The sequence below is a fragment of the Pseudomonas sp. GL_135 genome (genome assembly GCF_057834665.1).
The window spans coordinates 603,755-623,987 of the sequence record NZ_CM174408.1; the positions used below are offsets into that span (position 1 = coordinate 603,755).

The 20,233-nt window shown below is 61.6% G+C and carries 22 protein-coding genes; 15 read left to right on the top strand and 7 right to left on the bottom strand.

Annotated features, from left to right (window positions below; translation table 11 throughout):
* Positions 1-124 precede the first annotated feature (124 nt).
* Positions 125-580 (bottom strand): MaoC family dehydratase, encoded by a 456-nt coding sequence (locus tag AC3ISG_RS02770; RefSeq protein ID WP_122536879.1) that lies wholly within the window; start codon positions 578-580, stop codon positions 125-127.
* 196 nt (positions 581-776) lie between these two features.
* On the opposite strand from AC3ISG_RS02770, the gene AC3ISG_RS02775 reads away from it, so the two are divergent.
* From AC3ISG_RS02775 to AC3ISG_RS02785, 3 genes are read left to right on the top strand one after another with little or no spacing between them, the layout of a single operon-like run.
* Positions 777-1,139, top strand: a complete 363-nt coding sequence (locus AC3ISG_RS02775) for a CidA/LrgA family protein (RefSeq protein ID WP_108121576.1) — start codon at positions 777-779, stop codon at positions 1,137-1,139.
* 2 nt (positions 1,140-1,141) lie between these two features.
* On the top strand, positions 1,142-1,852 hold the full coding sequence (locus tag AC3ISG_RS02780) for an LrgB family protein (RefSeq protein WP_489299444.1): 711 nt from the start codon (positions 1,142-1,144) through the stop codon (positions 1,850-1,852).
* Between the two features lie 10 nt (positions 1,853-1,862).
* Complete coding sequence (locus AC3ISG_RS02785; RefSeq protein WP_122536881.1) at positions 1,863-2,453, top strand: LON peptidase substrate-binding domain-containing protein; 591 nt, start codon at positions 1,863-1,865, stop codon at positions 2,451-2,453.
* 63 nt (positions 2,454-2,516) lie between these two features.
* On the opposite strand, the gene AC3ISG_RS02790 is transcribed toward AC3ISG_RS02785, so the two are convergent.
* A complete protein-coding gene (locus AC3ISG_RS02790; RefSeq protein WP_122624003.1) occupies positions 2,517-3,833 on the bottom strand; it encodes a bifunctional DedA family/phosphatase PAP2 family protein in 1,317 nt (438 codons plus the stop codon).
* 4 nt (positions 3,834-3,837) lie between these two features.
* Positions 3,838-4,521, bottom strand: coding sequence for a DNA-3-methyladenine glycosylase (locus tag AC3ISG_RS02795; RefSeq protein WP_489298458.1), 684 nt, complete (start codon positions 4,519-4,521; stop codon positions 3,838-3,840).
* 689 nt (positions 4,522-5,210) lie between these two features.
* On the opposite strand from AC3ISG_RS02795, the gene AC3ISG_RS02800 reads away from it, so the two are divergent.
* From AC3ISG_RS02800 to lipA, 12 genes are all read left to right on the top strand, one after another.
* On the top strand, positions 5,211-6,485 hold the full coding sequence (locus AC3ISG_RS02800; protein WP_489298459.1) for a glutamate-5-semialdehyde dehydrogenase: 1,275 nt from the start codon (positions 5,211-5,213) through the stop codon (positions 6,483-6,485).
* An 82-nt stretch (positions 6,486-6,567) separates the two neighbouring features.
* Entirely contained in the window at positions 6,568-7,212 is a 645-nt protein-coding gene (nadD, locus tag AC3ISG_RS02805; RefSeq protein WP_489299445.1) for a nicotinate-nucleotide adenylyltransferase, read from the top strand.
* 66 nt (positions 7,213-7,278) lie between these two features.
* A complete protein-coding gene (gene rsfS / locus AC3ISG_RS02810) occupies positions 7,279-7,698 on the top strand; it encodes a ribosome silencing factor (protein WP_065988378.1) in 420 nt (139 codons plus the stop codon).
* Between the two features lie 9 nt (positions 7,699-7,707).
* A complete protein-coding gene (gene rlmH / locus AC3ISG_RS02815) occupies positions 7,708-8,175 on the top strand; it encodes a 23S rRNA (pseudouridine(1915)-N(3))-methyltransferase RlmH (RefSeq protein WP_065988377.1) in 468 nt (155 codons plus the stop codon).
* A 31-nt stretch (positions 8,176-8,206) separates the two neighbouring features.
* The gene (mrdA, locus tag AC3ISG_RS02820; protein ID WP_122536885.1) at positions 8,207-10,105 is read left to right on the top strand and encodes a penicillin-binding protein 2; all 1,899 of its coding nucleotides are present in this window, start codon (positions 8,207-8,209) and stop codon (positions 10,103-10,105) included.
* Positions 10,106-10,136: 31 nt separating this feature from the next.
* The gene (rodA, locus tag AC3ISG_RS02825) at positions 10,137-11,240 is read left to right on the top strand and encodes a rod shape-determining protein RodA (RefSeq protein ID WP_163022102.1); all 1,104 of its coding nucleotides are present in this window, start codon (positions 10,137-10,139) and stop codon (positions 11,238-11,240) included.
* Positions 11,241-11,257: 17 nt separating this feature from the next.
* Positions 11,258-12,268, top strand: coding sequence for a lytic murein transglycosylase B (gene mltB / locus AC3ISG_RS02830; protein ID WP_489298460.1), 1,011 nt, complete (start codon positions 11,258-11,260; stop codon positions 12,266-12,268).
* Positions 12,268-13,314 (top strand): septal ring lytic transglycosylase RlpA family protein, encoded by a 1,047-nt coding sequence (locus tag AC3ISG_RS02835; RefSeq protein ID WP_122624005.1) that lies wholly within the window; start codon positions 12,268-12,270, stop codon positions 13,312-13,314. Before mltB ends, AC3ISG_RS02835 begins: the two co-directional genes overlap by 1 nt.
* A 194-nt stretch (positions 13,315-13,508) precedes the next feature.
* Positions 13,509-14,669: a D-alanyl-D-alanine carboxypeptidase family protein gene (locus AC3ISG_RS02840; protein WP_122536889.1), complete on the top strand. Its 1,161-nt coding sequence runs from the start codon at positions 13,509-13,511 to the stop codon at positions 14,667-14,669.
* Between the two features lie 97 nt (positions 14,670-14,766).
* Positions 14,767-15,042: a DUF493 domain-containing protein gene (locus AC3ISG_RS02845; RefSeq protein WP_122536890.1), complete on the top strand. Its 276-nt coding sequence runs from the start codon at positions 14,767-14,769 to the stop codon at positions 15,040-15,042.
* Positions 15,042-15,689 (top strand): lipoyl(octanoyl) transferase LipB, encoded by a 648-nt coding sequence (lipB, locus tag AC3ISG_RS02850; RefSeq protein WP_122536891.1) that lies wholly within the window; start codon positions 15,042-15,044, stop codon positions 15,687-15,689. The genes AC3ISG_RS02845 and lipB overlap by 1 nt, the downstream gene beginning before the upstream one ends.
* Before the next feature lies 1 nt (position 15,690).
* Entirely contained in the window at positions 15,691-16,752 is a 1,062-nt protein-coding gene (gene lipA, locus AC3ISG_RS02855) for a lipoyl synthase (protein ID WP_122536892.1), read from the top strand.
* Between the two features lie 82 nt (positions 16,753-16,834).
* Here lipA and AC3ISG_RS02860 read toward each other — a convergent pair whose 3' ends face one another.
* The 4 genes from AC3ISG_RS02860 to AC3ISG_RS02875 form a co-directional block, all read right to left on the bottom strand.
* A complete protein-coding gene (locus AC3ISG_RS02860; RefSeq protein ID WP_489298461.1) occupies positions 16,835-18,172 on the bottom strand; it encodes a lytic murein transglycosylase in 1,338 nt (445 codons plus the stop codon).
* Positions 18,173-18,258: 86 nt separating this feature from the next.
* Positions 18,259-18,417, bottom strand: coding sequence for an alternative ribosome rescue factor ArfA (gene arfA / locus AC3ISG_RS02865; RefSeq protein WP_122536894.1), 159 nt, complete (start codon positions 18,415-18,417; stop codon positions 18,259-18,261).
* A gap of 95 nt (positions 18,418-18,512) precedes the next feature.
* Positions 18,513-19,550, bottom strand: coding sequence for a DNA polymerase III subunit delta (gene holA, locus AC3ISG_RS02870; RefSeq protein WP_172609817.1), 1,038 nt, complete (start codon positions 19,548-19,550; stop codon positions 18,513-18,515).
* Between the two features lie 42 nt (positions 19,551-19,592).
* Entirely contained in the window at positions 19,593-20,198 is a 606-nt protein-coding gene (locus tag AC3ISG_RS02875; RefSeq protein WP_346627664.1) for an LPS-assembly lipoprotein LptE, read from the bottom strand.
* Between the last annotated feature and the right edge of the window lie 35 nt (positions 20,199-20,233).

Consider the following 20,233-nt stretch of genomic DNA (forward strand, 5'->3'; position numbering starts at 1 on the left):
GTATCGAGTCGCTCACACAGCCGCAGCGAGTATGCCGCAGCGAGGAACGCTCATGAAACAGTCTGTTACGACTGTTTCATGTTTCGGGACGGTTTGCGGAAGCTTTATGAAGAGGCGGCGGGGGTTATACGAAGCACAGCGAAAGCGGTTCAGCCACGAACGCGGGCTTGTCCTGGCCTTCGATTTCAAGCGTTGCCGTGGCTTTGAGCAGCCATTGGCCGGGCTTCTTTTCGGTGACCTGCGCCAGCGTGACTTTTAGACGAACGCGCGAATCCACTTTTACCGGCTGAATGAATCGCACGCTGTCCAGGCCGTAGTTGATCGCCATCTGCATGCCTTCGGGCACCACCATCAAGGACTCCATCAGCTTGGGGATCAGCGACAGCGACAGAAAGCCATGGGCGATGGTCGATCCGAACGGGGTTTGGGCTGCTTTGACCGGATCGACGTGGATGAATTGAAAGTCGCCGGTCGCTTCAGCAAACAGATTGATACGCGCCTGATCGATGGTCAGCCAGTCGGAACATCCCAGGTCCTTGCCTTCATAGCTTTTGAGTGCTGCAACGGGTACGTGGGGCATCGCTACTCTCCTTGTGGGTGATTGTTCTGGCGCGCGATCTTCACCGGCGCGGTGGCGTCGGCGCTGTTATTGCTTGGCATTGAAGATCAGCACGCCCGCCTGCGCGGGTCAACGTCCCCTCAAGTGGCGAATACCACCCCATAGGCAGCGCGGGTGGCGTGCCTATAATGTCGCCGCGAATCTGCTGGAGTTTTCTATGTTGCTAAGAGGCCTGACCTGGCTTGTGCTGTTCCAACTGATCGGAACCGCGCTCAATCACCTGTTTCTCTCGATCCTGCCCGGCCCGATCATCGGGCTGGTGCTGCTGATGATTTACCTGATGACCCGGGGCGAAGTCAGCGAACCCATCAGCCTGGCCGCCAGCAGTCTGCTGCGATACCTGCCGCTGCTGTTGGTGCCGCCCGCCGTGGGTGTGATGGTGTACGCCGACCAGATCGCCGAGGACTTCTGGGCGATCGTCGGCTCGCTGGTGATTTCCCTGATGGTCTCGCTGACCTTCGCCGGCTGGCTGATGCAGAAACTCATCGACCGTCAGGCCAGTCGCCGGGAGCCATCATGAGTCTGGACTGGCATGGCGCCTGGCTCTCGGTGATTCATCATCCCTTGCTCGGCATCGCCATTACATTGGGCGCCTATCAACTGGTGCTGGCCGGCTACGAGAAAACCCGCTGGGTATTTTTGCAACCGGTGCTCATATCGATGCTGGTGGTCATTGGCGTGCTGGTGGGCTGCGGGCTGTCCTACGTGGAGTACCGCAAAAGCACCGAGATCCTCAGCATTCTGTTGGGCCCGGCGACGGTCGCGCTGGCCGTGCCGCTTTATCTGAATCTGCGGCGCATCCGGCAGCTGTTCTGGCCGGTATTGACTACGCTGGTGGTGGGTGGCGTGCTGGCGACAGGGCTGTGCGTCGGGCTGGGTTGGGTGCTCGGCGCCGATCACATGATCCTGATGACCATGGCGCCCAAGTCTGTAACCTCGCCGATCGCCATGCTGGTGGCCGAGCAAATTGGTGGTGTGGCGGCGCTGGCTGCGGTGTTTGTGTTGATAACCGGGGTGATCGGCGGCATATTCGGCCCCGGTCTGCTGACTCTGGCGGGGGTTAATAGCCCGGAAGCCAGGGGCATGGCCCTGGGGCTGACGGCCCACGCGGTGGGTACGTCGGCTGCCCTGCAGGAAAGTGAGGAATGCGGCGCCTTCGCGGCGCTGGCGATGAGTTTGATGGGTGTCGCCACGGCCTTGTTCCTGCCGTTGGCGGTGTCTCTGGTTGCTTGAGGATGGGTTTATGTCGTTGCCGCTGTTTCCACTGAACGCCGTGCTGTTCCCGGGCTGCGTGCTTGATCTGCAGATTTTCGAGGCGCGCTACCTCGACATGATTGGCCGCTGCATGAAGCAGGGCGAAGGTTTTGGCGTGGTCTGCATCACTGAAGGCAGTGAGACAGGCGACGTACCGGATGGCTTTTCGATGATCGGCTGCGAAGCGCGGGTCACCGATTTCCAGAAGCAGGACAACGGCCTGCTCGGCATTCGCGTGGTGGGCGCCCGACGTTTTCGGGTAAAGGACTTCAGCACCCAGCGCGATAACCTGCTGGTCGGCGATGTCGAGTGGCTCGACGATCCTCAGGAACAGCCGCTGCAGGAGGAGGACGACGATTTGGTCGCGTTACTCGCCGCGTTGGCCGAGCACCCGATGGTGGCCGCGCTGAACATGGGGCTCACCGCCAGCGGTCAGCATTCGCTGGCCAATCAACTGGCCTACCTGTTGCCTTTCACTGAAGAAGACAAGATCGAGTTGCTGGAGATCGAAGACGCTGAACAGCGGCTCGACGCGATTCAGGACCTGCTCGACGAGATGCAGGGCGACATGCAGGCCTGATTGCGTTTTTGATCGCGTTGGCGCGGCCCGGATCGTTAACCACCGGGTCGCGCCTAAGTTGCTTCAGTACTGATAGCGGATCAAACCGTGCGGGAACGAGTGCAGCCCGAACCCGCCGAACAGCGCCACCATCGCCGGCAGCACCAGCCACCACACCTTGATCGGCAGGGCCTCCAGCGGCTTTTTGTTCTGCACGAAAGCAAGGCTCGCCGCACAGGTGAAAAACGCCAGCAGCATTCCCGCCGTGATATCCGTTGGCCAATGCACGCCCAGATACACCCGTGACATGGCGATCGCCAGCGCCGGAATCCCGCCCAGCAGCAGCCACGTCAGCCGCAGCCGTACGGGTTGACCCCGACCGGCAAGCACCGCCAGCGACATGAACAGCGCAAACGAGGCAGACGCATGCCCGCTCGGCATGCTGTAAGTCCCCAGGGCCTCGGTCAGTACCTCCGGTCGTGCGCGGGCGAAGGTGTATTTCATGCTTTGATTGATCAGCGCCGCGCCAAGGGTGGTGCCTATCACGAAGATCGCATGGCGCCATTGCCGCGTGGCCACGAGCAGGATGGTCAGCAGGGCGGCCGCGCAGAACTGAGTCCGGAAATCCCCCAGGCCCGTCACCATGACCACGAAGTTCTCCGCTGCAGCGCTTCGGCTGGCCTGGACCACGGTCATGATGCCCTGATCGAAATCGGCCAGATATGGCCAACCCAGAAACACACTTGCCAGCAGCACGAAGCATGTCAGGGCGATAACTTTGGTCGCGTAGGACTTTTGCCGCAGGCTGCTCTGCACGCTGATGCCCAGCAGGATCGCCAGCCCGCCGCCCACCACGGCAGCCTGGGGCCAGAAGTTTTCCGGCAGCGGCAGCCGAATGGCAGCGCCGGTCGCCCAGCCCGGCAGAATGTAGGCCACGGACCAACCGGCGGCGGCGATCAGGCTGACGCCCGCAAAGCGCACGAACGGCATGTCGCACATCCCGGCCACCATCGGCAGCATCGGGCGCAGCGGTCCGATAAAGCGGCCGACCAACAGGCTGGCGATGCCGTAGCGCTGGAAGTAGGTCTCGGCGCCGCCGATCCATTCCGGGTGATTACGCAGGCCCGGCAGTTGACGAATCCTCTGATGAAACCGTCGACCCAGAAAGTACGACACCAGGTCGCCCAGTATCCCGCCGAGGAACCCCAGCAGCAGCGCCTCACTCAGCGGGAGTATGCCGCTGCCAGCCAGTGCGGCGATGGCGAACAGCACAACGGTGCCGGGGACGACGATGCCGGCGATGGCCAGGCACTCGATGAACGCGACGATGAAAATCGCCGCACCGAGCCAAGAGGGATTGGCGCTTAGCCAAGAGGTGATGCTATCGAGCCACGCGCCCATGGGTTCAGTTTCCTTGCTCGATGAAAATATAGTCGCGTCCTTCGACTTGCCCGCGTCTGACCGGGTTCCGTGTGCAGAAACGGGCATAGGCGGCGTCAACGAACCGGTACATCAGGTGCTCGTCGCGTCCGGCGGGAATGCCGAGACGCGTCGTTTGAATAATCCGCGGAGGCCGCTGACCCACGTCCTCGACAAAAAGCTGTTCTTCATCAAAACGCTTGGCATCCCACATCGGCACTTTCAGGCCCAGCGCTTTGCACAGCAACGTCTGCCCGGCACACAGTCGCTCGGGCGTGCGCACGTTTCCGCTGGCGTCGGGATTGTTGAGCAGCATGCGGGCGAGGGCGTTCTCATCGGACACCGCATCGACCCACGGATAGGCCGATTTGATCAACACGGCGTTGCCCGGGCCCTCCGCACTGAAGTTCAGCGAATCACCGCCGCGGGCGTAATACATATAAATGTGCCCGCCTTCCAGAAACAAAGCCTTACGTTTTTCCGTATAGCCGAGGGACGAATGACTGCCCTTTTCAGCCACGTAATACGCCTCCGTCTCGATAATCCGCGCCGACAACCACAAATCTCCGACCTTGTGACGGATCACCTTGCCGAGCAAATCCCGGGCGAGGGTTTGTGCATCGCGATTAAAAAAACTGTCCGGCAGAGCGCGTGGCGATTGGTCAGGCATAAACAACGGCAGTCAGAGAATGGACCGCGATCATATCAACATCGGCCTTAATTGGAGCTGAATGGGTGAGAGCGGCCGCGAAGTCGGGGACAGATTAATTTACGGTGAAGCGTTGTGCATAAATCAGTCTCCTACCAATGTCAGCGCCCACACGGACGCCTTCCCGGCTAAAGCCGGTCCCACTAAAAGCACCGCGTACACCCTCTGGAATCGCCTCGACTGTAGGACCGGCTTCAGCCGGGAAGCCCTTGATCTGCTTTTGATGTGCTTTTGATCTCCGTACACGAAGCGTCCAGACACCGCCAATCGCGACTTGGGTGCAGGCTGAACGCAGGTCTCGCGCAGTGGGCCGAGCCGCATGGATGCGGCGAGAGCGCCGTCAGGACATGGATGTCCGTTCGGCGCGGGCCCACGGAGCGAGACCGGAGTGAAGGAACCCGACGAAGTCGGGCCCAACCAGGAGCAAAGCGTTTTTGGTAACTTTTGGGGCGCTCTTGCCAAAAGTGACCCGCCGTAAGGGCGGAACCATAATCTGCGGCACCCGAGATAACGGATATACACCCAACCGCTGCGGACCATTAAAAAGAAGAAAACTCCCTTATTCCGACCATCCGCCCGTCGCCGCTGTCGTTCAGCACGCCCGACAGCTATAATCCGCCGCTTTCCCATTTGCCAAGCCATCCGAGACCATGACTGAGTCCGTTCTTGACTACATGACCCGCCTGGGTCGCGCCGCCCGCGAAGCCTCCCGCGTGATCGGCCGTGCCAGCACCGCACAGAAGAACCGCGCCCTCGCAGCCACCGCTGCCGCGCTGGACGCTTCCCGTGCCGAGCTGACCGCCGCCAACGAACAAGACCTCGCTGCCGGCCGCGCCAATGGACTCGAACCCGCTCTGCTCGAACGCCTCTCCCTGACCCCGGCCCGCATCGACAGCATGATCGCCGGCCTGCGCCAGGTCGCCAGCCTGCCTGACCCCATCGGCACCCTGCGCGACATGAACTTCCAGCCCTCCGGCATTCAGGTCGGCAAAATGCGCGTGCCACTGGGGGTCGTCGGCATCATCTATGAGTCGCGCCCCAACGTAACCATCGACGCCGCTAGCCTCTGCCTCAAATCCGGTAACGCCACCATCCTGCGTGGCGGCTCCGAAGCCATACATTCCAACCGCGCCATCGCCGCCTGCATCCAGCGCGGCCTCCACGAAGCCGGCTTGCCTGCCGCCGTCGTGCAAGTCGTCGAAACCACCGACCGCGCCGCCGTGGGTGCGTTGATCACCATGCCGGAGTACGTGGACGTCATCGTTCCCCGTGGCGGCAAAGGCCTGATCGAACGCGTCAGTCGCGACGCCAGAGTCCCGGTCATCAAACACCTGGACGGCATCTGCCACGTCTACGTCAGTGCCCACGCCGACCTGGCCGCTGCCCAGCGCATCAGCTTCAACGCCAAGACCTACCGTTATGGCATCTGCGGCGCGATGGAAACCCTGCTGGTCGACCAAACCATTGCCGCAGATTTCCTGCCGCCCATGGCCGCCCAGTTCCGCGAAAAAGGCGTCGAACTGCGCGGTTGCGAGCGCACCCGCGACCTGATCGACGTCTTGCCGGCTACCGAAGAAGACTGGCACACCGAGTACCTTGCGCCGATCCTTTCGATCCGCATCGTGACCGGTCTGGATCAGGCCATCGAACACATCAATCATTACGGCTCGCATCACAGCGACGCCATCATCTCCGACTCGCAAGCCCAGACTCGCCGCTTCATGGCTGAAGTCGACTCGAGTTCGGTGATGGTCAACGCGCCCACCAGCTTTGCCGACGGTTTCGAATATGGCCTGGGCGCGGAAATCGGCATTTCCACCGACAAGATTCACGCGCGCGGTCCCGTGGGGCTTGAGGGCCTGACCTGCGAGAAATACATCGTTGTCGGCGATGGCACACAGTTACGCGGGCAGGGGCCGGCCTGACTTGGCCGACATCGGTCAGCCCTCAGGCAGCGGCGCGCAGGCAGTGGCCGATCCAGTCGCAGTTCCGTTGAGCACTGCGCGGGTGGCCAGGCGCATTGGCATACTCGGCGGCACGTTCGACCCGGTGCACATTGGCCATTTGCGTGGCGCACTGGAAGTCGCCGAGCAGCTGAAACTCGATGAGTTGCGTCTGACGCCCAGCGCCCGACCGCCTCATCGCGACACGCCGAGCGTTTCGGCGCAGGACCGTCTGGCGATGGTCCGATGCGCGGTCGCCGGCGTGCCGCCATTGACGGTGGATGATCGCGAGCTGTTGCGCGACAAGCCGTCGTACACGATCGACACGCTGGAGTCGTTGCGCGCGGAACTGGCGGCCGATGACCAGCTATTTTTATTGCTGGGTTGGGACGCCTTTTGCGGGCTGCCTTCCTGGCATCGGTGGGAAGAGTTGCTGGAGCACTGCCATATCGTGGTGCTGCAACGCCCGGACGCCGACAGCGAGTCCCCGGATGCGATGCGCAATCTGCTCGCGGGACGTGCCGTCAGTGATCCGAAGGCCCTTAAAGGGCCCGGCGGAAAGATTACGTTCGTCTGGCAGACGCCGCTTTCGGTGTCTGCCACCCAGATCCGTCAACTGCTGGCCAGCGGTAAGTCGGTACGTTTTCTGGTGCCAGACGCGGTACTGGCCTATATCGATACGCACGGGCTGTACCGTGCGTCGAACTGAAGGTGTGTTGCTACGCAGCCAAGTGCGCGAAGAAACGCCCAAACATACGAGTTGAAAGAGTTTTTTATGACTGACAAACGCGCTGTAAACCCAATCATCGAAGTCATCAGGGCTGCCCTGGAAGACGTCAAAGCCCAGGATATTCAGGTGCTGGACGTTCGTGACAAGCAAAGCATCACCGACTACATGGTCATCGCGACCGGTACCTCAAACCGCCAGATCAACGCGATGCTCGACAAGGTCCGCGAAGAAGTCAAAAAGCAGGGCCTCAAGCCGCTGGGCGAAGAAGGCAAGGGCGACAGCGACTGGGTGCTGCTGGACCTGGACATCGCCATCGTTCACATGATGACCGCCTCCGCTCGCCAGTTTTACGACCTCGAGCGTCTGTGGGCCGGTGCCGAGCAGAGCCGTTCGGCCAGCGCTGCACACCACAGCCCGGAAAACGCTCACGAGCATTTCGACAAGCTGAACAAAGACCAGGCCTAAGGCTTCGTCGTGCGTTTGCGTCTGATCGCCGTCGGTTCCCGCATGCCCAAGTGGGTGGAAGAGGGTTGGCATGAATATGCCAAGCGTCTGCCATCCGAACTGGCGCTGGACCTGGTGGAAATTCCGCTCAACACCCGTGGCAAGAACGCCGACGTGGCACGCCTCATCCGTCAGGAAGGCGAGGCCATGCTGGCGAAAGTGCAGCCGGGCGAGCGGATCGTCACGCTTGAAGTGCATGGCAAGCCATGGAGCACCGAGCAGCTGGCGGGCGAGCTTGATCGCTGGCGTCTGGATTCGCGCACGGTCAACCTGATGGTCGGCGGTCCGGAAGGGCTGGCGCCGGAAGTCTGTGCCCGGGCCGAGCAGCGTTGGTCGTTGTCGCCGCTGACGTTGCCGCACCCGTTGGTGCGCATCCTCATCGGTGAGCAGATTTATCGTGCCTGGACCGTGCTGTCCGGTCACCCTTATCACAAGTAGCGCCGCTGCCTTCACTGTGAACCTGCCCTAAATGTCTCAGCCGATTCGCCTGAAAGACCACGAAAAGGACGCACGCCTGGTGCGCAGCCGAGTCGTGGTCGGTGCAGTCGCGGTGGTCGTGCTGATCTGCGTGCTGATCGCGCGGCTGTATTTCCTGCAGGTCATCCAGTACGAGTACCACTCGACGCTGTCCGAGAACAATCGCGTTCACGTGCAGCCGATCCCGCCGAGTCGCGGATTGATCTACGACCGTAACGGCGTGGTCATCGCCGACAACCGGCCAAGCTTCAGCCTGAGCATGACCCGCGAACGTTCCGGCGAATGGACGCAAGTGCTGGACACAATCGTCCAGGTGCTTGAATTGACGCCTGACGACCGGATCATCTTCGAAAAACGCATGAAGCAGGGCCGTCGGCCGTTCGAACCGGTGCCCATCCTGTTCGAGCTGACTGAAGAGCAAATCGCCCGCATCGCCGTTAATCAGTTCCGCCTGCCGGGCGTTGAAGTGGTGGCGCAGCTGGTTCGCCACTATCCCCAGGGCGAGCACTTCGCGCACTCGGTGGGTTACATGGGCCGGATCAACGAGAAAGAGCTGAAAAGCCTCGATCCGGTGAATTACAGCGGCACCCATCACATGGGCAAAACCGGTATCGAGCGTTTTTACGAACCCGAGCTGCACGGTCAGGTCGGCTACGAAGAAGTCGAAACCAACGCCCGCGGCCGTGTACTGCGCGTGCTCAAACGGACCGATCCGGTGCCCGGCAAGGACATCGTCCTGAGCCTCGACATCCAGTTGCAGGAAGCCGCCGAGGCCGCGCTGGCCGGGCGTCGTGGAGCGGTGGTGGCGCTGGACCCAAGCACCGGCGAGGTGCTGGCGATGGTCAGCCAGCCGAGCTTCGATCCGAACCTGTTTGTCACCGGCATCAGCTTCAAGGCCTACTCCGAGCTGCGCGATTCGGTCGACCGCCCGCTGTTCAACCGTATCCTGCGGGGCTTGTATCCACCGGGTTCGACCATCAAGCCCGCCGTGGCGATTGCCGGTCTCGACACTGGCGTGATTACGGCGAGTACGCGGGTCTTCGACCCCGGCTATTACATGCTGCCGAACTACGATCACAAGTACCGTAACTGGAACCGCACCGGCGACGGCTGGGTGGATCTGGACACGGCGATCATGCGCTCCAACGACACCTACTTTTACGATCTGGCCCACAAGGTCGGGATCGATCGGCTGTCGGCGTACCTGAACAAGTTCGGCATCGGCCAGAAAGTCTCGCTGGACATGTTCGAAGAATCCCCCGGCCTGATGCCGTCTCGTGACTGGAAGCGCGTCACCCGGCGTCAGGCGTGGTTCCCGGGCGAAACACTGATTCTGGGGATCGGTCAGGGCTACATGCAGGCCACCCCGCTGCAGTTGGCCCAGGCCACCGCCCTGGTGGCGAACAAGGGCAAGTGGAACCGTCCGCACCTGGCCAAGACCGTCGAAGGGCAGAAGCCGGTGGACGAAAATCCGATGCCGGACATTGTCCTGCGCGACCCCTCTGACTGGGGCAAGGTCAACCACGGCATGCAGCAAGTCATGCACGGCGCCCGCGGCACTGCGCGCAAGGCGGCGATTGGTGCGCAGTACCGCATCGCTGGCAAGAGCGGTACAGCCCAGGTCGTCGCCATTCGGCAGGGTGAAAAGTACGACCGCTCGAAAGTCCAGGAGCGCCACCGCGACCACGCCTTGTTCGTCGGCTTCGCGCCGGCCGACAGCCCGAAGATCGTCGTTGCGGTGATGATTGAAAACGGCGAGTCCGGGTCGGGTGTTGCCGCGCCGGTGGTGCGACAGGTCATGGACGCCTGGCTGCTCGATCCCCAAGGCCACCTGAAACCCGAATACGCCAGCAATGCACAGCCTCCGGAGACCGCGGCCCGTGAAGAGTAATTTCGACCGCATCCTGTCCAGCGAAGATGTGATGCGCCGTCGCGCCACGTTCCTGCAGAAAATTCACGTCGACGGCCCATTGCTGATCCTGCTGCTGACGCTGGCAGCGGGCAGTCTGTTCGTGCTGTATTCAGCCAGCGGCAAGAGCTGGGACCTGCTGATCAAACAAGCGACCTCCTTCGGCATCGGCCTGGTGTCGATGTTCGTCATCGCCCAGCTCGAACCCCGATTCATGGCCCGCTGGGTGCCCGCCGCCTACGTGATCGGCGTTTTGCTGCTGGTGGCGGTGGACGTCATGGGTCACAACGCCATGGGCGCCACGCGCTGGATCAACATTCCCGGGGTTATCCGCTTTCAGCCCTCGGAATTCATGAAGATCATCATGCCGGCGACCATCGCCTGGTACCTGTCCAAGCGCACGCTGCCGCCGCACCTCAAGCATGTGGCGGTGAGCCTCGGGCTGATTGGTCTGCCGTTCATTCTGATCGTGCGTCAGCCGGACCTCGGCACCTCGCTACTGATTCTGGCGTCCGGCACCTTCGTACTGTTCATGGCCGGCCTGCGCTGGCGCTGGATCATCAGCGTGGTGGCGGCAGCGGTCCCGGTGGCGGTCGGCATGTGGTTCTTCTTCATGCACGACTACCAGAAGCAGCGGATCCTGACCTTCCTCGACCCGGAGAGCGATCCGCTCGGCACCGGCTGGAATATCATTCAGTCCAAGGCGGCGATCGGTTCGGGCGGCGTGTTCGGCAAAGGCTGGCTGATGGGCACGCAGTCGCACCTGGACTTTCTGCCGGAAAGCCACACCGACTTCATTATTGCGGTGCTCGGTGAGGAATTCGGACTCGTGGGAATCTGCGCGCTGCTGCTGATCTACCTGTTACTGATCGGCCGTGGGCTGGTCATCACTGCCCAGGCACAGACGCTCTACGGCAAGCTGCTCGCGGGCAGCCTGACCATGACCTTTTTTGTTTACGTTTTCGTCAATATCGGTATGGTCAGCGGTCTGCTGCCGGTCGTAGGCGTGCCGTTGCCCTTCATTAGCTACGGCGGAACTTCGCTGGTGACGCTGCTGTCAGCGTTTGGTGTTTTGATGTCGATCCACACGCATCGCAAATGGATCGCTCAGGTTTGATTAAGGTGAAGAACTCAATGCAAGTAGTGCGTGGCTGGGCTGCTCGATATGCGCCGCTGGTCGGTCTGATGGGCATCTTCGGCTCAGTGCAGGAATCACTTGCCGGTGACTATGACGGCTCTCCTCAAGTCGCCCATTTCGTCAGCGAAATGACCCGCGATTATGGTTTTGCGGGCGAGCAACTGATAGATGTGTTCCGCGATGTGCAGCGCAAGCAGGCGATTCTCGATGCCATTTCAAGGCCCGCCGAGCGCGTCAAGCCGTGGAAGGATTATCGACCGATGTTCCTCACCGACGCGCGCGTTGCCCGGGGCGTCGACTTCTGGCGTCAGCACGAGGCCGCCCTGGCGCGCGCCGAGCAAGAGTACGGCGTACCGGCCCAGGTGATCGTTTCGATTATCGGGGTAGAAACGTTTTTCGGCCGCAATACCGGTAATTACCGGGTGATGGACGCGTTATCGACGCTGGCGTTCGACTATCCTCCGCGGGCTGATTTCTTCCGCAAGGAGCTGCGTGAGTTCCTGCTGCTGTCCCGCGATCAGCAGGTCGACCCGCTGACGCTCAAAGGCTCGTACGCCGGGGCCATGGGGCTGCCTCAGTTCATGCCGAGCAGCTTTCGCGCCTACGCCGTGGATTTTGACGGCGACGGCCACATCAATATCTGGAACGACCCGGATGATGCGATCGGCAGCGTGGCCAGCTATTTCCAGCGTCACGGCTGGGTGGCCGGCCAGCCGGTTGTGAGCCGCGCGGACGTGCGCGGTGACCGTGTCGACGAGGGGTTGAGCCCTGGCATTGATCCTGTGAAAAACGTTGGGGAGTTGCGAGCGTTGGGCTGGGCGAGTCATGATGCGCTGCGCGACGACATGCCGGTCACGGCGTTTCGCCTCGATGGGGACAAAGGCCCTGAATACTGGATGGGTTTAAAGAATTTTTACGCAATCACGCGATACAACCGCAGCGTGATGTACGCCATGGCCGTGCATCAGCTGTCTGAAATGCTTGTTCAAGCCCGGGACGTCAAGTAATGCGGTCACTGCCGATGCAACAACCATTGAAACTGATGGCCTTCACGGCGCTGACTTTGCTGATCGTCAGTTGCTCAACCAGCCGCCCGACGACCTCGACGCAGCGGCAGCAGGGCAACGTGATCCGCGCGCAGCCGGGGCTGGACATCAATAGGGCGCACAAAGACGGCGCGCCCTGGTGGGACGTTGACGTTTCGCGCATCCCCGACGCCATTCCGACCCTGCACACCGGCCCGTACAAAGCCAACCCGTACACCGTGCTGGGCAAGACCTATTTCCCGCTCAGCGATTCCAAGACCTATTCCCAGACGGGAACGGCGTCCTGGTACGGCACCAAATTCCACGGCCAGAACACCGCCAACGGCGAGGTCTATGACCTGTACGGCATGAGCGCGGCGCACAAGACGCTGCCGCTGCCCAGCTACGTTCGCGTGACCAATCTGGACAACAACCGCACGGTGATCCTGCGGGTCAACGATCGCGGCCCGTTCTATTCCGATCGCATCATCGACTTGTCCTACGCGGCGGCGAAGAAACTCGGTTATGCCGAAACCGGCACGGCCCGTGTAAAAGTCGAAGGTATCGATCCTTCTCAGTACTGGGCTCAGCGCGGCAAACCGGCGCCGCTGATGCTGGATCAGCCGCAAGTGGCGAGCAACACGCCGCCACGTCAGCCTCAACCGGGCGCTCCGGTGATCACCGCATCTGCGGGCACGATCGAGCAATGGACGCCGCCGCCGCAGCAGCACGCCGCTCCGGTCACGCCCGTGCCGATCGACGCAAAAAAAAACGCTTCCGGACAAGCGTCTGGGCTGTTTCTCCAAGTGGGAGCCTTCGCCAACCCGGACGCTGCGGAACTCCTGAGATCGAAATTGAGCGGGATGGTCCGAGCGCCGGTGTTCGTGAGTTCGATCGCACGCAATCAACAGACGCTCTATCGCGTGCGGATGGGACCGGTCGACACGCCGGGTGAAGCCCAGCAACTGCAAAACAGCGTAAGGTCGGCCAACCTCGGCTCGCCAAGCGTCGTCACGTCGGACCAGTAACGCTTTTATCAGCGATACCCGCCCCGGGAACGGAGGCGATTTCGCTGCCTGACCGACGACGTGCCGACCGGGTTCGTCGTTGTCAGCAGCTTTTCACGGCATGTTCTGTAGAATGTGAGCCCGTTTGCCGGGGTAGCCCGGCACCCGCTTTGCCCGCAAGGGCATGTTTGCCCATTAGCATTTTCGAGAGACGGATGAACATCACCAGCTTTGCAAAACGCCTTTGCCTGCTTATCCCGCTATTCACCGCGCCTGCCGTGTTTGCGGCAGAACAGATGACGCCATCGCCACCGCAACTGGCTGCCAAGGCTTATGTGCTGATGGACGCCAACAGCGGCAATGTTCTGGTCGAAAACAATGGCGACCAGCGCCTGCCACCGGCCAGTCTGACCAAGCTGATGACCGCCTACATCGCCACGCTGGAAATCCGTCGCGGCCAGATCGGCGAAAACGACCCTGTGACCGTCAGCGAAAACGCCTGGCGCACCGGCGGCTCGCGGATGTTCATCAAGGTGGGCAGCCAGGTCACCGTCAGCGACCTGCTGCACGGCATCATCATTCAGTCGGGTAACGACGCCAGCGTTGCGCTTTCCGAGCACATCGCCGGCAGCGAAGACGCCTTCGCCGACCTGATGAACAAGACCGCTGCCGACCTGGGCATGGTCAACAGCCACTTCATGAACCCGACAGGCCTGCCGAATCCTGATCACTACGCCACCGCCCATGACATGGCCCTGCTGGCCCGCGCGATCATCCACGAAGACCCGGCTCACTACGCGATCTACTCGCAGAAAGAGTTCTTCTGGAACGGCATCAAGCAGCCAAACCGCAACCTGCTGCTGTGGCGTGACAAGACCGTCGACGGTCTGAAAACCGGTCACACCGAGGAAGCCGGCTACTGCATGGTGTCCTCGGCCGTCCGTGATGGCATGCGTCTGATTGCCGTGGTGTTCGGCACCAACAGCGAGCAAGCGCGTGCTGCCGAAACCCAGAAGCTGCTGACCTACGGTTTCCGCTTCTTCGAAACCCAGACCTTCTATCAGAAAGGCACCGAGCTGGCTCAAGCGCCGGTCTGGAAGGGCACCGAGCGTCAAGTCAAAGCCGGTCTGGCAGAAGACCTGACCATGACCATGCCTAAAGGTGAGCTGAAGAAGCTGGCCGCCAGCATGACCATGAATCCACAGCTGGTTGCTCCGATCGCCAAAGGCGACGTTATCGGCAAGGTTGAGGTCAAGCTGGACGACAAGGTCGTGCACAGCGCCAACCTGATCGCCCTCGACGCCGTCGAGGAGGGTGGCATCTTCCGCCGCCTGTGGGATAGCATCCGCTTGTTCTTCTACGGTCTGTTCAACTGATCAACGAATGATCAAAGCTGACCGTTGCTCCGTACGCCCCCGTCGCTGATCGCGCCGGGGGCCTGTCCGTTTTCCGGCTTACGAGGCCGTTACTGCCATGACAGATTCCGAAGTAAAAGCGCCAAAAATCGAATTTCCCTGCGCCGACTATCCGATCAAGATCATCGGCGACACGGGCGTGGGCTTCAAAGACAGAGTCATTGAGATTCTTGAGAAACACGCGACTGTTGACATGAAAACCCTGGCCGAGCGCCAGAGCAGCAACGGCAAATACACCACCGTTCAGCTGCATATCATTGCCACCGGGCAAGACCAGCTTTACGACATCAACAGCGAATTGCGGGCCACCGGCTTCGTGCACATGGTGCTGTGATGGGCGCGGTTCTGGGCTTTCGTGAACTCGGGCTGACCGACTACGAGCCCACCTGGCAGGCCATGAAACGCTTTACCGATGGTCGCGACCGCGACACCGCCGATGAGGTCTGGCTTGTGCAGCATCCGCCCGTGTTCACTCAGGGCCAGTCTGGCAAGCCCGAGCATTTGTTGCTGCCGGGGGATATCCCGGTGGTACAGGTCGATCGCGGCGGCCAAGTGACTTATCATGGCCCCGGCCAACTGGTCGCTTACTTGCTGCTGGACGTGCGCCGTCTGGGCTTTGGCGTTCGCGACCTGGTCACGCGGATCGAGCACAGCCTGATCGACCTGCTGGCCAGTTACGGCGTAGACGCAGCCGCCAAGGCTGACGCGCCGGGTGTGTACGTCGATAGCGCCAAGATCGCCTCACTGGGGCTGCGCATCCGCAATGGCTGTTCGTTTCACGGCCTTGCGTTGAACGTCGATATGGATCTGGACCCTTTTAAACGGATTAATCCCTGCGGGTATGCGGGGCTGGCGATGACCCAGCTGCGCGAACAGGCAGGTCCGATTGAATTTGCCGAGGTTAGTGCCCGGCTGCGTGCGCAGCTCGTCAACCACCTCGACTACGCTGAGCAGACGACCCTAACGGGCGGAATGGATTGATATGACTACCGCGTATGAGGCAGCTGACACTGTCGTGAATACAGAGAATGCCGTACAGACCCTGATCCCGACAGTGAGCGTGGCCACGCCTGAGCGTGTGGCCCGTCCGAAAGTGGAGGCGGGCGTGAAGCTGCGCGGCGCGGAAAAAGTCGCGCGCATCCCGGTGAAGATCATCCCGACGGTCGATCTGCCGAAGAAGCCGGACTGGATTCGCGTGCGCATCCCGGTCTCGCCGGAAGTCGACCGTATCAAAGCGCTGCTGCGCAAGCACAAGCTGCACAGCGTGTGCGAAGAGGCATCTTGCCCGAACCTGGGCGAGTGCTTCTCTGGCGGCACCGCGACCTTCATGATCATGGGTGACATCTGCACCCGTCGCTGCCCATTCTGCGACGTCGGTCATGGACGTCCGAAAGCGCTGGACACCGATGAGCCGAAGAACCTGGCCGTCGCCATCGCTGACCTGAAACTCAAATACGTCGTGATCACCTCCGTTGACCGTGACGACCTGCGCGACGGCGGTGCTCAGCACTTTGCCGACTGCATCCGCGAGATTCGCCTGCTGTCGCCAAACGTGCAGCTGGAGACGCTGGTCCCGGATTACCGTGGCCGCATGGACATCGCGCTGGAAATCACCGCCGCGACGCCGCCAGACGTCTTCAACCACAACCTCGAAACCGTGCCGCGCCTGTACAAGGCTGCGCGCCCGGGTTCGGATTACCAGTGGTCGTTGACCTTGCTCAAGCGCTTCAAGGAAATGGTCCCCCACGTGCCGACCAAATCCGGGCTGATGCTGGGGCTGGGCGAGACTGACGAAGAAGTCATCGAAGTCATGCAGCGCATGCGCGAGCACAACATCGACATGCTGACCCTGGGCCAGTACCTGCAACCGTCGCGCAACCATTTGCCGGTGCAGCGCTTCGTGCACCCGGACGTCTTCGACTGGTTCGCCGAAGAAGGCTACAAAATGGGCTTCAAGAACGTCGCCTCCGGCCCGCTGGTCCGCTCCTCGTACCACGCGGACGAACAAGCCAAGCTGGTCAAGTCATTGCTTACAGCAGGCTGATCACAGCGTCGTAAATGCAAAAAAAACGGGCCGGATAGAAATATCCGGCCCGTTTTGTTGTGTTGCGTTTGATTCTGCGCAGTTACGGCTGGCGCAACTGCTGCAGTAACTCCTGGGTCGGATACCCGTCCGCCGGCCAGCCAAAGGATTGCTGCGCGCTGCGAATCGCCTTACGCGTGTTGGCGCCGATGATCCCGTCCGGCGCGCCTGCGTCGTACTGTCGGGCCGACAGCAGCGTCTGCAACTCAATGCGCTCGGAGCGGCTCAACGGGCGATCGCCGCGCGGCCAGCTGCCCTGCACATAACCGCCGCCATTGAAGCGCTCGGACAGCAAGCCGATGGCCAGTGCATAGGACGACGAGTTGTTGTACTTGAGGATGGCGCGGAAGTTATCCATCACCAGAAACGCAGGACCTTTGTAGCCTGCGGGCAGCAGTAAGGCGGCTTGCTGCTGCAGCACGTTGGCCGGCAGCGCAGAACCGTTCGGCAGCTTCAGCCCCAGCTGTTGCCATTCGCTAATGGGTTTACGGGTTGAAGCGTCGGCCAGTGCGTAATCGAAACCTTGAGCCAATTGCACTTCGAAGCCCCAAGGCTGGCCTTTCTGCCAGCCGGAGCTTTGCAGGTAATGTGCAGTGGAAGCGAGCGCATCGCTGGGAGAGTTCCAGATATCACGGCGCCCGTCGCCGTCGAAGTCCACTGCGTGGGTGTTGTAGGTCGTCGGAATGAACTGCGTCTGGCCCATGGCGCCGGCCCACGAGCCGAGCATGCTCGGCGCATCGATATCGCCGTGCTGAATGATCTGCAGGGCGGCAATCAACTGGTCCTGGGCGAACTGTGGTCGGCGTCCCTCGTAGGCCAGCGTCGCCAGTGAGCGAATCACCGACTGAGTGCCCTGGAACTGGCCGAAGCTGCTCTCCATGCCCCACACGGCGACCAGTGCCTGCCGATCAACGCCATAACGCTGCTCGATGGCGCTCAGCGCGTCGGCGTATTGGTTGAGCAGGGCCTGACCCTTGCGCACGCGCACGGCAGACATGGCGCCGTCGAGGTATTCCCACACCGGGCGACTGAATTCCGGCTGACTGCGATCGGCCTTGACCACGCTCATGTCGGGCGTGATGCCAGCAAAGGCGTTATCGAACACCTCCGGGCGCACACCGGCGTTCAGCGCCAGAGTACGGAATTGGCTCTGCCACTCACTGAAAGTCATTGCGGGCTGTATTTCAAAGTTGCCGTCGTCAGGCTGCGCAACAGCGCCTGAGGGCGCGGGCAGACTTTTGAGGACTTGCGCCGCGGGTGCGGCCTGGAGCGGGGTGGCAACGGCAGCGGTAGGCTGCTCGGCACAGGCAACCAGCGCAAAGAGGCTGGAGGCGGCGATCAACTGGCGAAGGTGCCAGCGACGGGGAAAGCTTGGGGGCATTCTGGGGTCCACAGGGCTAAACCGGAAGGTGCAGACCTTAACATGCCGGCCCTGCTGGTGGGGCGTCAGTCAGTAACCTGAAGTTTTCAAGCCGCCCTAACGGAAGAAGCCTCCCAGCTTTTAGACTGGAAGGCTTCGCGGCGGTAACTGCCTTTGCCTTTGCCGGGTTGTTCCTGACGGCTGCGGAACAGTGGCTGGGCGATGATGGATTTGGCCTTGTTCGGCCGCTTTTTGGCTTTGCTCATGGCGTTCTCGCTCAAGTGGTGGGATGGAGCAGCGGGGATATTCTGCCAGTTCGGCGCCGCTGTCCAATTAACCTGAGCTATCGAACCGTTACCGTTTATTCCGCCGGCAATGCCAACCGTTGCCCTGCCATCAGCAGCGTCAGTCGACTCAGGCTGCTCCAGACCGAGCCTTGCGCCTGGCCTTTGATTTGCGCGTCGATGTGTTGCGCGTCCATCAACAGCTGACCCCAGCGTCGCGCGGAGTGGCGTTGCAGGGCCTTGCTCATCAACGGCTTGCGCTTGTCCCAGATGGGCGGCCGCGCCTGGCTGAAGGCTTTGTCCAGCGGGATGCCCTGACTGAACTGCAACGCCAGATTGGCCAGCACACGAAGCTCGCGAGAAAGCGCCCAGAGAATGACCGGAGGTTCGACGCCCTCGCCGCGCAGGCCTTCGAGCATTCGCAGCGCATGCGCCGCTTCGCCATTGAGGATCGCGTCGGTCAGCCCGAAGACATCGAAGCGCGCGCTGTCGGCCACCGCAGCCTGCACCGTCTCGACCGTAATCTGGCCTTCATCGGCCATGAGCTTGAGCTTTTCGATTTCCTGCGCAGCCGCCAGCAAATTGCCTTCCACCCGCGCGGCGATCAGTTCGATGGCGTCCGGCGTGGCTGCGAGGCCGGCCTGTGACAGGCGCTGACGAATCCATTGCGGCAACTGGCTGGCGTCCACCGGCCAGATCTGCACGAACTGGGTTTGTGGCCCTTCGACCAGCGCCTTGCCCCATTTGGTTTTCTGCGCCGAGCCGTCGAGCTTGGGCAGGCTGATCAGCAGCAGCGTGTCCTCGGCAGGACGGCCGCAGTACTCCAGCAATGCGGCAGCACCCTTGTCGCCGGGTTTGCCGGACGGCAGGCGCAACTCCAGCAGTCTGCGCTCGGCGAACAGCGACATGCTTGCGCCCGCCTGGAGCAGGGTGCCCCAGTCGAAGCTCGAGTCGGCGCTGAACACCTGACGCTCGTCATAGCCTTGCTGACGCGCAGCCGCACGGATGGCGTCGCACGCCTCCTGACATTGCAGCGGGTCATCGCCGCTGACGATGTAGACGGGCGCAAGGGTGCCTTGCAGGTGTTTGGAAAGCTGGGCGGGGGCGAGTTTCATGGGTCAGAAATGATCAGGGCCGGCGAACCGGCCCCGATGCCGTCACTTGGACGGGATTTCGATAGGCGACTGTTGTGGCGTCTCGTCGCGAATGCGTTGAGCAGCGGCTTCGGCGTCAGCCTGGGCGCGGGCGGCGGCGTCGGCTTTAGCTTGCAGCTCGTCGAGGCGCTGAGGTGTCAGTTGCTGCAGACGGGCCAGCACTTTTTGCACGAGGTCGCTTTGCATTTCCTTACGGATCTGCGCGGCTTCCTGGTCAGAGCCGATCAGGTTGTTGCCGTCATGGACGAAGACTTTCTGCGACTGCACGGAGTCATCGAGCAGCAGAACATCTTTGCTGCCGTGAATTTCGTACTTCAGCACGGTGGTCAGCTCGTATTCGGCGGAGCGGCCGGAACCTGCGTAGCTGGCTGTGCGCTGGGTCTCGTCTTCACGGGCAATGAACAGCTTGTACTGCGCGCCGGTGTAGACGTGCACGCCGCTGCTGGTCAGGGTCTGACGCAGCTGGGTGACGACGTCGCCGTAAGCATCGCGCGCGCTCACGTCCAGTTCCTTGATCGACAGGGCGTTGGTGCCGGTGCCGCGCAGCTGGAAACCGCAGGCGCTCAGCAGAACCGCGAGTCCCATTACCAGCAGATTGCGTTTGATCATCTTGTTGCTCCCTTGAATCCGTTAGAACCCGGCAT

Bases quoted from the DNA above. Each gene is read 5' to 3' on its own strand.
- AC3ISG_RS02800 (WP_489298459.1), top strand. From the start codon at position 5,211: ATGACTGAGTCCGTTCTTGACTACATGACCCGCCTGGGTCGCGCCGCC.
- mrdA (WP_122536885.1), top strand. From the start codon at position 8,207: ATGTCTCAGCCGATTCGCCTGAAAGACCACGAAAAGGACGCACGCCTG.
- AC3ISG_RS02875 (WP_346627664.1), bottom strand. From the start codon at position 20,198: ATGATCAAACGCAATCTGCTGGTAATGGGACTCGCGGTTCTGCTGAGC.
- AC3ISG_RS02795 (WP_489298458.1), bottom strand. From the start codon at position 4,521: ATGCCTGACCAATCGCCACGCGCTCTGCCGGACAGTTTTTTTAATCGC.
- AC3ISG_RS02790 (WP_122624003.1), bottom strand. From the start codon at position 3,833: ATGGGCGCGTGGCTCGATAGCATCACCTCTTGGCTAAGCGCCAATCCC.
- lipB (WP_122536891.1), top strand. From the start codon at position 15,042: ATGGGCGCGGTTCTGGGCTTTCGTGAACTCGGGCTGACCGACTACGAG.
- AC3ISG_RS02775 (WP_108121576.1), top strand. From the start codon at position 777: ATGTTGCTAAGAGGCCTGACCTGGCTTGTGCTGTTCCAACTGATCGGA.
- AC3ISG_RS02770 (WP_122536879.1), bottom strand. From the start codon at position 580: ATGCCCCACGTACCCGTTGCAGCACTCAAAAGCTATGAAGGCAAGGAC.
- lipA (WP_122536892.1), top strand. From the start codon at position 15,691: ATGACTACCGCGTATGAGGCAGCTGACACTGTCGTGAATACAGAGAAT.
- rsfS (WP_065988378.1), top strand. From the start codon at position 7,279: ATGACTGACAAACGCGCTGTAAACCCAATCATCGAAGTCATCAGGGCT.
- AC3ISG_RS02840 (WP_122536889.1), top strand. From the start codon at position 13,509: ATGAACATCACCAGCTTTGCAAAACGCCTTTGCCTGCTTATCCCGCTA.
- rodA (WP_163022102.1), top strand. From the start codon at position 10,137: ATGCGCCGTCGCGCCACGTTCCTGCAGAAAATTCACGTCGACGGCCCA.
- AC3ISG_RS02845 (WP_122536890.1), top strand. From the start codon at position 14,767: ATGACAGATTCCGAAGTAAAAGCGCCAAAAATCGAATTTCCCTGCGCC.
- AC3ISG_RS02785 (WP_122536881.1), top strand. From the start codon at position 1,863: ATGTCGTTGCCGCTGTTTCCACTGAACGCCGTGCTGTTCCCGGGCTGC.
- AC3ISG_RS02835 (WP_122624005.1), top strand. From the start codon at position 12,268: ATGCGGTCACTGCCGATGCAACAACCATTGAAACTGATGGCCTTCACG.
- arfA (WP_122536894.1), bottom strand. From the start codon at position 18,417: ATGAGCAAAGCCAAAAAGCGGCCGAACAAGGCCAAATCCATCATCGCC.
- AC3ISG_RS02860 (WP_489298461.1), bottom strand. From the start codon at position 18,172: ATGCCCCCAAGCTTTCCCCGTCGCTGGCACCTTCGCCAGTTGATCGCC.
- holA (WP_172609817.1), bottom strand. From the start codon at position 19,550: ATGAAACTCGCCCCCGCCCAGCTTTCCAAACACCTGCAAGGCACCCTT.
- mltB (WP_489298460.1), top strand. From the start codon at position 11,258: ATGCAAGTAGTGCGTGGCTGGGCTGCTCGATATGCGCCGCTGGTCGGT.